The sequence below is a fragment of the Promicromonospora sp. NPDC060271 genome, assembly GCF_042726755.1.
GTDB lineage: Bacteria > Actinomycetota > Actinomycetes > Actinomycetales > Cellulomonadaceae > Promicromonospora.
This window is the reverse complement of record NZ_JBHXBG010000159.1, coordinates 1-12,292: the sequence shown is the minus strand read 5'-3', so window position 1 is coordinate 12,292 and position 12,292 is coordinate 1. Positions and strand designations below refer to the sequence as shown.

At 72.2% G+C, this 12,292-nt stretch carries 12 protein-coding genes; 8 read left to right on the top strand and 4 right to left on the bottom strand.

Going from position 1 to position 12,292, the window contains the following annotated elements; translation table 11 throughout:
* The first annotated feature begins 194 nt into the window (after positions 1-194).
* The gene (locus ACFWE2_RS20410) at positions 195-965 is read left to right on the top strand and encodes a phosphotransferase (protein WP_377226041.1); all 771 of its coding nucleotides are present in this window, start codon (positions 195-197) and stop codon (positions 963-965) included.
* Here ACFWE2_RS20410 and ACFWE2_RS20405 read toward each other — a convergent pair.
* Positions 917-2,167, bottom strand: coding sequence for a DUF418 domain-containing protein (locus ACFWE2_RS20405; protein WP_377226040.1), 1,251 nt, complete (start codon positions 2,165-2,167; stop codon positions 917-919). The two genes, ACFWE2_RS20410 and ACFWE2_RS20405, sit on opposite strands and share 49 nt — an antisense overlap.
* Before the next feature lie 167 nt (positions 2,168-2,334).
* Here ACFWE2_RS20405 and ACFWE2_RS20400 point away from each other — a divergent pair, with 167 nt between their 5' ends.
* On the top strand, positions 2,335-3,129 hold the full coding sequence (locus ACFWE2_RS20400; RefSeq protein WP_377226039.1) for a phosphotransferase: 795 nt from the start codon (positions 2,335-2,337) through the stop codon (positions 3,127-3,129).
* Here the strand turns inward: ACFWE2_RS20400 and ACFWE2_RS20395 are convergent.
* Positions 3,102-3,656 (bottom strand): CGNR zinc finger domain-containing protein, encoded by a 555-nt coding sequence (locus tag ACFWE2_RS20395; protein ID WP_377226038.1) that lies wholly within the window; start codon positions 3,654-3,656, stop codon positions 3,102-3,104. The two genes, ACFWE2_RS20400 and ACFWE2_RS20395, sit on opposite strands and share 28 nt — an antisense overlap.
* Positions 3,657-3,695: 39 nt before the next feature.
* Here ACFWE2_RS20395 and ACFWE2_RS20390 point away from each other — a divergent pair, with 39 nt between their 5' ends.
* The 3 genes from ACFWE2_RS20390 to ACFWE2_RS20380 all read left to right on the top strand — a co-directional run bounded on the left by ACFWE2_RS20390 (position 3,696) and on the right by ACFWE2_RS20380 (position 8,885).
* Positions 3,696-4,697, top strand: a complete 1,002-nt coding sequence (locus ACFWE2_RS20390) for a DMT family transporter (RefSeq protein WP_377226037.1) — start codon at positions 3,696-3,698, stop codon at positions 4,695-4,697.
* Between the two features lie 38 nt (positions 4,698-4,735).
* The gene (locus tag ACFWE2_RS20385) at positions 4,736-7,522 is read left to right on the top strand and encodes a DEAD/DEAH box helicase (RefSeq protein WP_377226036.1); all 2,787 of its coding nucleotides are present in this window, start codon (positions 4,736-4,738) and stop codon (positions 7,520-7,522) included.
* A 115-nt stretch (positions 7,523-7,637) separates the two neighbouring features.
* Positions 7,638-8,885, top strand: coding sequence for a hypothetical protein (locus ACFWE2_RS20380; protein WP_377226035.1), 1,248 nt, complete (start codon positions 7,638-7,640; stop codon positions 8,883-8,885).
* Between the two features lie 6 nt (positions 8,886-8,891).
* Here the strand turns inward: ACFWE2_RS20380 and ACFWE2_RS20375 are convergent, their stop codons facing one another.
* The gene (locus ACFWE2_RS20375; protein WP_377226034.1) at positions 8,892-9,641 is read right to left on the bottom strand and encodes a TSUP family transporter; all 750 of its coding nucleotides are present in this window, start codon (positions 9,639-9,641) and stop codon (positions 8,892-8,894) included.
* 70 nt (positions 9,642-9,711) lie between these two features.
* Here ACFWE2_RS20375 and ybaK point away from each other — a divergent pair, with 70 nt between their 5' ends.
* Positions 9,712-10,212 (top strand): Cys-tRNA(Pro) deacylase, encoded by a 501-nt coding sequence (ybaK, locus tag ACFWE2_RS20370; protein ID WP_377226033.1) that lies wholly within the window; start codon positions 9,712-9,714, stop codon positions 10,210-10,212.
* A gap of 86 nt (positions 10,213-10,298) precedes the next feature.
* Here ybaK and ACFWE2_RS20365 read toward each other — a convergent pair whose 3' ends face one another.
* On the bottom strand, positions 10,299-10,709 hold the full coding sequence (locus ACFWE2_RS20365; RefSeq protein ID WP_377226032.1) for a YccF domain-containing protein: 411 nt from the start codon (positions 10,707-10,709) through the stop codon (positions 10,299-10,301).
* 117 nt (positions 10,710-10,826) lie between these two features.
* On the opposite strand from ACFWE2_RS20365, the gene ACFWE2_RS20360 reads away from it, so the two are divergent.
* Positions 10,827-11,612, top strand: a complete 786-nt coding sequence (locus ACFWE2_RS20360) for a YggS family pyridoxal phosphate-dependent enzyme (RefSeq protein WP_377226031.1) — start codon at positions 10,827-10,829, stop codon at positions 11,610-11,612.
* Positions 11,613-11,688: 76 nt separating this feature from the next.
* Positions 11,689-12,204 (top strand): GNAT family N-acetyltransferase, encoded by a 516-nt coding sequence (locus ACFWE2_RS20355; RefSeq protein ID WP_377226030.1) that lies wholly within the window; start codon positions 11,689-11,691, stop codon positions 12,202-12,204.
* Positions 12,205-12,292: the final 88 nt, after the last annotated feature.

Genomic DNA, 12,292 nt, shown 5'->3' with positions numbered 1-12,292 from the left:
GTGTCCAGCGTCGGACACCGGCCGTTCGCACGCTCCCGGCCAAGAAATACGGGGATCCGCGTAGGGATTCACCCGCATGGCCGGCAGAGCTCCTTCGGGGACGGGGTCGCCGCCCGGCCGGCCGTGTTCCCCAGTGCCAGCGGCCACCCGGATTCAGGAGCACTTTTTCACCCGCTCTATGGGACGATGGAGCGGTGTCGAACGCGCTCGTCGGCATAAGCCCGACGCCCGTCGAAGTGCCGTCCGTCGTACATGACCTGGCCAACAGGCTGCGGTCCGGGGCGACGGTCGTGCCGGTGTGGCGCAACGAGTACGGCGGCCTGACGGTCCGGCTCGAGACGGCGCGCGGCGGCCGGAGCTCGTATCTCAAGTGGGTGCCCCACGGCGCCGCCTGCGCCGACCCGCTCGCTGAGGCCGACCGTCTGGTGTGGGCCGCCTCGTTCGTCCCCGTCCCCCGCGTGCTCGACGTCGGCCGGGACACGCACGGCTCGTGGCTGCTCACGGCGGCCGTCGAGGCCGGCGGCGCGGTGGCGACGTCGGCCATCGAGCCCCGGTGGCGCGACCGGGCAGCGCGGTCCGCGACAGCGATAGGCGTCGGCCTGCGCCGCTTCCACGACGCGCTCCCCACGGACACGTGCCCGTTCGTCCGCACTACCGAGACCCGCGTCGCGCCGGGCGTCCCGCCGCCGGTCGACCGGCTGGTCGTCTGCCACGGTGACGCCACCGTGCCGAACACCCTCCTCGACCGGGCCGGCCGGTTCGTGGCCCACGTCGATGTCGGCGACCTCGGCGTGGCGGACCGCTGGTCCGACCTCGCGGTGACCACGCGGAGCGTCACGCGCCGCTACGGGCCTGGGTTCGAGCCCCTGGTGCTCGCCGCCTACGGCGTGGCGCCCGACCACGAGCGCACCGTCTACTACCGGGCGCTGTGGGACGCCGAGGAGAGCCGGCGGCGCGCGTCGTAGACGCGGTGCATCAGGAGCTCGATGGGCCCGCGCGGCCACCGGCGCAGCCAGAGCGGCGCCAGGACCATCAGTGTCAGCGATATGCCCGCCCACAGCGCCATGACCTGCCAGGGTCCGCCACCCGCGAGCCCGAACCCCCAGTCGTAGCAGAGCACCGACGCCAGCACGTTCTGCAGCACGTAGCACGACAGCGCCGTCCGCCCGACGCCCTCGACACCACGGCGGAGCAGGCCGCCCGAGGTCTTGGCCCGCGCGACGAGGGTGGTGCCCAGCGCCAGGATGCCGACGGCCACCAGCGGCGGGACCAGGTACCGGTCGACGAGGAACCAGTCCGGCCCGGCCCACGCGGTCAGCGCGTTGAGCGGGACGCCGGCCCCCAGCCCCACCCACGCGAGCCGACGGCGCAGCCGCGCCGCGTCCTCGGTCGTCGTGAACAGACCCGCACGCACGAGCCTCGAGCCGACCAGGAACAGCACGGTGGCCGACGGCACGATCAGGATCAGCTCGATCCGGAACAGCGCCACGTACTCGAGCCGCAGCAGGACCTGGTCGAACCAGCTCCCCGTCGACAGCACGGCGGGGTCGGCGGCCTGCGCCCCACCGCCCCCGGCCGACGCGGCCACTGACCCGCCCGTCGCGACCATCAGCGCCGTGGCGCCCGCGATCGCCACCACGAAGAGCCCTGCCAGCACGCCGCCCCAGGCCCGCACCACCCGGTCGCTCCGCCCGATGAGGTACGCCGCCAGGAGGGACGCGATCGCGTAGCCCATCAGGACGTCGAACTCGAAGACGAGGATGTAGTGCACCAGACCCTCGACGAACAGGATCCCGGCGCGCAGCGCGTAGCGGCCCGGCCACGGCATGCCGCGGCGGACCATCGACCGGTACTGCAGCTCCAGACCCACCCCGAACAGCAGGGTGAGCAGGCCGAGAAACTTCCCGTTGGCCAGCGTCTGCAGCACCCGCTGCGCCGGATCCGCCGTGGCGAAGCCGCCGCCGGAGATCCACTCGGCGGGTCCGCCCGGTGTCGTGAAGATCCAGATGTTGCTGGCGAGCGTGCCGATGATCGCGAGCCCGCGCAGGACGTCGAGGGCGGCGATCCGGCCGCCGGTGCTCGGCGTGACACTGTCCGGCGTGACGTTCTGCAGCGCGCGCTCCGGCGTCCGCACGGGTGACGTGCTCGGTGGTGTGTTGGCAGCCATGCCACGACCCTGTCGCGACCTGGCCGCCGCGTCGTCGGCCGGACGGACGATCTCCCTTTGCCCTCGTACATCGTTCGGAGGACGCCCGGCCGACGCACCTCGGCCCACCCGGCGCGGCGTCCGGAAAAGACGTCGTGGCGTCGCACGACGTCTGGCACGCTGACCACATGACGATCCCCGCCAACGACATCTCCGTGCCCGACGTCGTGCGGGAGCTCGCCGGCGAAGCGCTCGTCACGCCGGCCTGGAGCAACGAGCTCGGCGGCCTCACGTTCCGCGTCGACCCGGTGCCGACGTCGCTGCAGCGGCCCGCCTACTTCGTGAAGTGGGCGCCCCGCTCGGAGCGGGCCACCATCGAGGGTGTCGATCTCGCGGGCGAGGCGGCACGGATGCGGTGGGCTGCTCGCTGGACGCCTGTGCCGGAGGTGCTCGAGGTCGGCGCCGACGAGGGCGCCGAGTGGCTCGCGACACTGGCGATCGACGCGCGTTCCGCCGTCGACCCTCGCTGGCTCGCGAAGCCCGAGACCGCCGCCCGGGCGATCGGCGCCGGGCTGCGTGCGCTCCACGACGCCCTTCCCGTCGACGAGTGCCCGTGGACCTGGAGCATCGACGACCGGATCGCCGTCGCCGAGGCCCGGGCCGCCGCCGGCCACCCTTCCGAGGGCTGGTCGGCGGAGGCGCGCGCACGCGTCCTCGACGCACCGGACCACGACCGGCTGGTCGTCTGCCACGGTGACGCCTGCGCGCCCAACACGCTGCTCGACGACGACGGTGGCTGGGCGGGCCACGTGGACCTCGGTGCGCTCGGGGTCGCCGACCGCTGGGCCGACCTGGCCGTCGCCACCTACAGCCTGGAGTGGAACTACGGGTCCGGCTACGACCACCTCGTCTACGACGCGTACGGGATCGACGAGGACCCGGAGCGCGTCGCCTACTACCGGCTCCTGTGGGACCTGGGCTGAGTCCGGCGGGCCCGGTGGGCCGCCTGGGCGTTGCGGTTGCTGCAGGTGGTGGAGCAGTAGCGGCGTGAGCGGTTGCGGGAGAGGTCGAGGACGATCCCCTCGCAGTCGCTGTCCGCGCAGACCGCGAGGCGGGACAGCTCGTCGTCACGGATGACGTCGATCATCGCCATCGCCGTCTCCACGAGGATGCGGGTGGCGAGCGGGGCGTCCGAGGGCACCGCGTGGATGTGCCAGTCCAGCGGCGGGTGGCGAACGAGCTGGGGCACCGCGCCCGCGTCCGCCAGCATCTTGTTGACCAGGCGGGCCGCCGCGTCCCGGTCCGCCGTGAGCAGCTCGCGCAGGGGGGCCTGGAGCGCGAGCACCTCGTCGAGCTCGGCGCGGGTGCTGTCGTGCCGCCCGGTGTAGCCGTGCCGGACGAAGAACGCGTCCAGCTCCGCGACGGTCGTGAGCGTGACCGGCGGCTCGGCGGCGTTCACGAGCGCGACGGTGGCCTGGAGCGCTTCCTCGGTGTCATGAGTGAAAACCACGTTGACACCTTATCTCGACGCCCCCTACTGTCAGGACCTATGAGCGCTGTGACACCTGACACCGGAGCGGGCTCGGTCGCAACGGGAGCCGACGCCGTCCGCACACCGCCCACCCGGCGGCTGGCCACCGGCCTCGTGTTCGCCGGCCTCTCCGCCGCGGCGTTCAGCCTGTCGGGAGTGTTCGCGAGCGGGCTGCTCGACACCGGCTGGAGCCCGGGCGCCATGGTCCTCGCCCGTGTCGTGCTGGCGGCGGTGGTGGTGCTCCCGCTCGGCATCGTGTCGCTGCGCGGGGACTGGCGCCCCGTGCGGCGCAATCTCGGGCTCATCGCCGTCTACGGCGCGGTGTCGGTCGCGGGGTGCCAGTTCGCCTACTTCTCCGCCGTGCAGTACATGGCGATCGGCCCGGCCCTCCTCATCGAGTACACCGCGCCGGCGGCCGTGGTGCTCTGGTTCTGGCTGCGGCACGGCCAGCGGCCGACCAGGGCCACGGTCATGGGCACGCTGCTCGCCGCCGTCGGGCTCGTCCTGGTCCTCGACCTCGTCTCGGGCGACCCGGGCGCCACCGCCGTCGACCCAGCGGGCGTCGCCTGGGCTCTCGTCGCGATGCTCGGCGTGTCCACCTACTTCGTCATCAACGCGAACCCCGACACTGGCCTGCCGCCGCTCGCCCTGGCCGCCGGCGGCCTGACCACCGCCGCCCTCGCCCTCGGCCTGCTCGGCGCGACGGGGATCATGCCGCTGACCTACAGCACGGCGTCACCCGTCTATGCGGGCACGGAGGTGCCGTGGTGGCTGCCGATCCTCGGCCTCGGCATCGTGACGGCCGGGTTCGCCTACGTCGCGGGCATCGCCGCCGGCCGCCTCCTCGGCCCCCGCCTGTCCTCCTTCGTCGGGCTGTTCGAGGTCGTCGCCGCCATCGGTTTCGCCTGGCTGCTGCTGGGCGAGCTCCCCCGGCCGGTCCAGCTCGTGGGCGGCGTCCTGATCCTCGCGGGTGTCGTCGCGGTCCAGGCCGGCGAGAAGCGGTCGGGCGCGACGGCGTAGGGACGCCGCGGGGCAGCACGCTTCACCCGCCTGCAAGAATGGGCAGCACCATGACGGCGCCCTCCTCGACAACCTCGACCTCCGTGACAGACTTCTCCGCCACCAGCGATCCCAGATCGGCTTCGGCCATCCCGAGGCCCGCCGGGACGCTGATCCCGTACCTGCCCGCGCCCACGGGCAAGGACCCGGACCCGGACGTCCTGTTCGAGAGCTTCAGCGAGTGGGCCGCCGGGAGTGGGCGCGCGCTCTACCCGCATCAGGAGGAAGCCCTCCTTGAGGTCATGACGGGTTCCCACGTCGTGCTCGCGACGCCGACGGGCTCCGGCAAGTCCATGGTCGCCATGGGTGCGCAGTTCGCCGCCCTGGCCGCCCACCGGTCGGGGCGCGGCGGGCGCACGTACTACACGGCGCCACTGAAGGCCCTGGTCAGCGAGAAGTTCTTCGACCTGGTCGCGGCCTTCGGCTCGAAGAACGTCGGCATGATGACCGGCGACTCCGCCGTCAACCCGGACGCCCCCATCATCTGCTGCACCGCGGAGATTCTCGCGAACGTCGCGCTCCGCCGTGGCGACAGCGGCAGCGGCAGCGGCGTGGACGCCGAGGACGACGCCGTCTCGCAGGTGGTCATGGACGAGTTCCACTACTACGGCGACCCCCAGCGCGGCTGGGCCTGGCAGGTGCCGCTGCTGGAGCTCACGGACACCCAGTTCATCCTCATGAGCGCCACCCTCGGCGACACGACCCGCCTGCGCGAGGACCTCGAGGAGCGCACCGGCCGGCCCGTCGCCGAGGTCGCGGGCGCCGAGCGCCCGGTGCCGCTCACGTTCTCCTACGTCGTCGAACCGCTCACGGACGTCATCCAGGAGCTCGTCACGACCCACCGCGCGCCGGTGTACGTGGTCCACTTCACGCAGAAGGACGCCGTCGACCGGGCGCAGTCCCTGCTGTCCATGAACGTCTCCAGCAAGTCGGAGAAGGAGGCGATCATCGCGGAGATGGGCGCCTTCCGGTTCGGCACGGGGTTCGGCAAGATCCTCAGCAAGTTCCTGCGGCACGGCGTGGGCGTGCACCACGCGGGCATGCTGCCCAAGTACCGCCGCCTCGTGGAGCGTCTGACGCAGAAGGGCCTGCTCAAGGTCGTCTGCGGCACCGACACCCTCGGTGTCGGCATCAACGTGCCCATCCGCACGGTGCTCCTGACCAGCCTGGTGAAGTTCGACGGCGAGCGCATGCGGCACCTCAGCGCCCGCGAGTTCCACCAGATCGCGGGCCGTGCGGGCCGCGCCGGGTACGACACCGTGGGCGAGGTGCTCGTCATGGCGCCCGAGCACGTCATCGAGAACCGCAAGATCCTGGCCAAGGCGGGCGACGACCCGAAGAAGCTGAAGAAGATCGTCCGCAAGAAGGCGCCGTCGGGCAGCGTGAACTGGACCGACGCGACCTTCGAGCGCCTGCGCGACGCCGATCCGGAGCCCCTGGTCTCCCAGTTCCGCGTGAACCACGCGATGGTGCTGAACGTCCTGGCCCGCGCGTCGGCCCGGTCGGCGGGTCAGTCAGCGGGGCAGAGCGTCGCGGGCGATCCCGTCGACGCCATGCGCCACCTCCTGACGGCCAACCACGACACCGAGACGCAGCAGGCCGAGCACGTGCGCCAGGCGCTCCGGATCTACCGCTCGCTGCGGATCGCGGGTGTCGTCGAGAAGGTCCGGGTGCCGGACGCCGAGGGCCGGCTCCGCCCGTCGGCCCGCCTCATGGTGGACCTCCCTCGCGACTTCGCGCTGAACCAGCCCCTGTCGCCGTTCGCCCTGGCGGCCATGGACCTGCTCGACGTCGAGAGCCCCACGCACGCGCTCGACGTCGTCTCCGTCATCGAGGCCACGCTGGACGACCCGCGCCAGGTGCTCATGGGGCAGCAGAACCGGGCGCGCGGCGAGGCCGTCGCCGCGATGAAGGCCGAGGGGCTGGAGTACGAGGAGCGCATGGAGCTGCTGGAGGAGGTCACGTGGCCCAAGCCGCTGGCCGACCTCCTGGAGCCCGCGTTCCAGGCCTACCGCCGCACGAACCCGTGGGTGGCGGACGCGGAGCTCTCCCCCAAGTCCGTTGTGCGCGACATGGTCGAGAAGGCCATGACGTTCGCCGAGATCGTGAGCGTGTACGGCCTGGAGCGCACCGAGGGCGTGGTCCTGCGCTACCTCGCCGACGCCTACCGCGCCGTGCGTCAGGTGGTCCCCGACGAGCACCGCACCGAGGAGGTGCAGGAGATCATCGAGTGGCTCGGCGAGCTCGTACGCGGTGTGGACTCCTCCTTGCTCGACGAGTGGGAGCGCTTGGCCAACCCCGTGGACGACGACGCCGATCTCGTGACGGACGGCGAGCTGGCCGACGCCGGGGCCGAGGCGCCCGCGCGACCCGTCACCGGCAACCCGCGGGCGTTCCGCCGGCTGGTCCGCAACGCGATGTTCCGGCGCGTCGAGCTGATCGCGCGTGAGTCCTACGGGGCGCTGGCCGCGCTCGGCGGCGGCTGGGACGCCGACGCGTGGGCGGACGCGCTCGACCCGCTGTTCGAGGAGCAGGGCGACGACGCCGTCGGCTTCGGCCCGGAGGCTCGGTCGGGCGCGCTGCTGACGATCCTGGAGCCCGGCGCCGAGCTGCCGGGAGGGGCCGGTGACGCCGTCCGCGTCGAGGCCGGGACCTGGTGGGTCCGGCAGGTGCTCGACGACGCCGACGGCAACCGCGACTGGGCCTTCACCGCCCTGGTCGACCTGGCGGCGAGCGACGAGGCCGGCGAGGTGGTGCTCACGGTGCTGGGCGTCGGGCAGATCTGACCGAAATCAGCGCTTGGGTTAATATTTACCATTCGAGGTAAGTTTCGTACGCTTCTGTCAATTGAGTCAGGGTCAGCAACGTCGCTGGCCCGGCCCGGACGACAGGAGTGTTTCCATGCGCTTCCGCCCTGCCGCACTCACCACACTGTTCTCGCTCATCGTTCCAGCCGCACTCGTCGCCACGGCGTCACCCACAGCCGCGGCACCCCTGGCCGCCGACGGCCCCGGGGTCGGCACGCCGTGGGTCGTCACCCTCGGTGACTCCTACATCTCCGGGGAGGCCGGCCGCTGGGCCGGCGCCTCGAACGACGACTACCGGCGCGCCGACGCGCTCGGCCCGAACGCCTACCACGACAACGCGGGCGGCACCGGCGAGACCATCGCCCGCTGCCACCGGGCGTCGTCCGCCGAGGCCCACATCGGCGGCGGCGTCAACGGGCTCAACCTCGCCTGCAGCGGGGCGCGGACCGCCACCTCGGCCGGCACCAACTTCAAGCCAGGCATCGACTTCTTCGACGGCTCGGCGGGCAAGGGCCAGGCCCTCATGCTCCAGGAGGCCGCCGCCACCAGGAACGTGCGCATGGTCGTGGTCTCGATCGGCGGGAACGACTTCGAGTTCGCGAGCGCCGTCCAGACCTGCGTGGTCAACTTCCTCACCTCGCCGTCGTGGTGGAAGAACTACTGTCACGACGACAGCTCCGTCGCGGAGAACTTCACCGCGGCGAACGTGGCCGCCGTCCGCTCCCGGGTGGCGGGAGCCCTCGGCAACGTCGCGACCGCGATGAGCAACGCCGGGTACAGCACCTCCCAGTGGACCCTGGTGGTCCAGACCTATCCGTCGCCCATGCCGAGCGGCTCCGGCTTCCGGTACTCCGAGTCCGGTTACACGCGCCAGTCCGTCGGCGGGTGCGGTGTCTGGAACCGGGACGCCGACTGGGCCAACGCCACCGCGCTGCCCACCATCAACGGTGCGCTGCTGGGTGCCGCGTCCGACGTCGGGCTGCCGAACGTCCGCACACTTGACATGACGCACGCGTTCGACGGCAAGCGGCTGTGCGAGAAGGGCGTCGGGCTGTACGAGGAGGTGGGCCTGCCGAGCTGGCAGTCGCCCGGCGCCGTCGACCGGACCGAGTGGGTCAACCAGGTCCGCACCGTCACCACGATCGGCGACTCGCCGTACTTCGTCCAGGAGTCGCTGCACCCCAGCTACTGGGGACAGCTCGCGATGCGCAACTGCCTGCGGCAGGTGTGGAACAACGGGGCCCCGCGCAGCGGAAGCTGCACGGTGGGCAACCTGGGAGCGGCCAGGCTCACGCCGACGGGCGAGCCCGCGATGACCCTCGGGCCGCTCACGAAGGGCTGACCACGGTCAGAGGCTGAGGAGGCCGCGGGTCAGGGTCGCCAGGCCCCCGATGTAGGCGAGCGTCACGAGCACCTTGCGCGTGGCGCTCGCCGAGATCCGTCCCACGAGCAGCTCGCCCAGCCCGACGGACGCCACGAGGGCGACGAGCACCGTCACCCACTCCCACACCGCAAGGTCCGGGAACGTGGCGTCGGCGACCAGGAGCTTCGCCACCATCGCCGCGATCGCATTGGTCAGGAAGATCGGCTGGACCGTCGCAGCGAACGCCCGCGGGTCCCAGCGGTCGAGCACGGAGTAGACGGCGATGGGCGGGCCGCTGATCCCTGCCGCGACGCTGCCGAACCCGGCCGCCGCTCCCGTGACCAGCAGCGGCAGGCGCGCCTCCGGTGCGAACGCGCGCTCGGCCCCGCGCAGCCGGGAGGTGACCTGGGCGAGCGCCATCGCACCCACCACGATGGCGCCCATGCCGATCTCGAGCGCGGACGTGCTCGCGTCCCGGACGAGCAGGGCGGCAGGCACGCTGACGAGTACCGACGCCGTCACCAGCCAGCGGTAGCGACGCCAGTCGACGCCGCGGATCGTGCGCCCGAGCACCAGCAGCGCCATCATCGCGCCCGCGAGGTTGACGAAGAGCACTCCCTCGACGGGGCCGATGAGGAGCACGATGAACGGGCCGGCGACGAGCCCGAAGCCCATCCCCGCGACGCGTTGGAGGGAGCCCCCGACGAGGATGGCGACGACCAGGAGGGCTAACACGTTACCCACGCTAACTGATTGCCCCGGAATACCGTGCGCCGCCCCGGGCCGGAGGGTGCACAATCACGTCGTGGTCAAGAAGACAGCGCGCGCCAGCCATGGGACACCTGCGGTCGTGGCCCTCGAGAAGGCGGGTGTGCCGCACACCCTGCATCCCTACGAGCACGACCCGTCGAGCGACCTGAGCTACGGCCTGGAGGCGGCGGAGGCGATAGGCGTCGACGCCCCGCAGGTGTTCAAGACCCTGCTGGCCGACGTCGACGGGAAGCTCGTCGTCGGCATCGTGCCGGTGGACCGCAAGCTGGACCTCAAGGCCCTGGCACGGGCGGCGGGCGGCAAGAAGGCCGCGATGGCCGAGCCCGCCGCGGCGGAGCGGGCGACCGGGTACGTGGTCGGCGGCATCTCGCCCCTTGGCCAGAAGACGCGGCACGTCACGGTGCTCGACGAGTCCGCCGAGGCGTACGACGTCGTCTACGTCTCCGGTGGCCGTCGCGGCCTGGACATCGGCCTGGCCCCGGCGGACCTGCTGACCCTGACGGCCGGCAAGACGTCCCCGATAGCCCGCGACTGACCGGCGGGCTCGACCGGCGAGAACGGGGTTGTGTCCCTGCGGGCGCCCGACACGGACACAACCCCGTTGTCAGCGGCCGTGCTCGGTCAGGCGGCCACCTGCTTGCGGTAGGTCGGGAGGAGCGCGTCGCTGGAGACGATCTGCTTGCCGAGCGGCATGAGCGAGACCGGGATGAGCTTGAGGTTCGCCCACGCCATCGGGATACCGATGATCGAGATGGCGAGCGGGATCGCGGTGACGATGTGCCCCAGCGCGAGCCACCAGCCGGCCACGATCACCCAGATGACGTTCCCGATCAGGGCGAACGCCCCGGAGCGCGGGCTCTCGACGACCTCACGGCCGAACGGCCACAGGGCGTACCCCGCGATGCGGAAGGACGCGATGCCGAACGGGATGGTGACGATGAGCAGGCAGCAGATGATCCCCGCGAGCACGTACCCGAGCCACAGCCCGAACCCCGCGAAGATGACCCAGATGATGTTCAGCAGCGTCTTCATGGGTCCCATCCTTCCGCAGGGAGCAGGTCCGCGGAACCGGGAAACCCCCTGATCCCACCCTGAACCGCCGGCGGACGGACGTGCGGCCGGACGGCTCCGCCGAAATAGACTCGCCGCGTGCCCGACCAGTCCCAGCCCTCTGTCGCCGAACGCCTCGCGCTCGTCCGCGACCGCGTCAGCGCGGCCGCCGTCGCCGCCGGACGCGACCCGGCGGAGGTGCGCCTCCTCGTCGCGACCAAGACGCAGACGCCGGAGGCGGTGCTCGAGGCGCTGGCGGCCGGCGTCGACCTGATCGGCGAGAACCGGGTGCAGGAACTGGTCGCGAAGGCGCCGGCCGTCGCGGACCAGGTGGCGGCCGGTGCGCTGGAGGTCCACATGATCGGCCACCTGCAGCGCAACAAGATCAACCAGGTGCTGGCCACCACGACGGGCCTGGAGACGCTCGACTCGCTGGAGCTCGCCCGGGCCGTCTCGGACCGCTGCGTGCGCGACGGCCGCACCGGTGACCGCGCCCTGGACGTGATGGTGCAGGTCAACGTCTCGGGTGAGGAGAGCAAGTACGGCGTCCGGCCCGGCGACGCCGTACCGCTCGCGATCGCGGTCGCCGCGCTGCCGGGCCTGCGGCTGACCGGGTTCATGACCATCGGCGCGCGCCTGCCCGAGCCGGCGGTGGACGGCTCGGCGGAGGACGGCTCGGCCGAGGACACGGTCCGTGCGGGGTTCGCGCGGCTGCGGGCCGTCCGTGACGAGGTCCGCGCGTCGGGCGCCCCGGGGACGAGCGCGGCCGTCGACCTCTCGATGGGCATGACCGGCGACCTGGAGCTCGCGATCGCCGAGGGCGCCACCATCGTGCGTGTCGGCACTGCCGTGTTCGGCCCGCGAGTGACCGCAACCACTGTTTGACCCAGGTCACAGACTCGCGCGGGCGAAACGGCTAACGTCAGGGGCTCCCCCTCGAACTCCTTGGAGTGATCGCGCCATGCCCATGGCCACCCTGCTGCGCCCTGCCACCGACGCCGACGTCTCTCGCCTGGTCACGCTCAACAACGCCGCGATCCCGGCCGTCCCGGACACCCCCGCCGACGACATGGTCGAGCTGCTCGACGCCTCGTCGCTCGCCCTGGTCGCCGTCGACCCCGAGACGCCCGCTGACCCGCTCGGCTTCGTCGTCGCGCTGGAGGGCGGCGAGGACTGGGCCGGCGAGAACTACGCCTGGTTCGAGGAGCGCGGGCTGGACCACCTGTACGTGGACCGCATAGTGGTGGGCGAGGGCGCCCGCGGCCGGGGCATCGGCAAGCTCTTCTACGACGCGGTGTTCGACGCCGCCCGCACCGCCGGGCGCGACGTCGTCACCTGCGAGGTCAACCTGGACCCGCCGAACCCTGGTTCGCTGCGCTTCCACGGCCGCCTCGGGTTCTCCGAGCGCGGGCAGCAGCTCACCAAGGGCGGCGACGTCCTGGTCGCGAAGCTGGCCGCCGAGGTGACCCCGGCCTGACCGCCCGCGAGGGGGTCTGCGAGGTAGAGCGGGTGTCCGACCCCCCGGGACACCGGGGAGGCTCGGACACCCGCTCTACCTCGCGGAC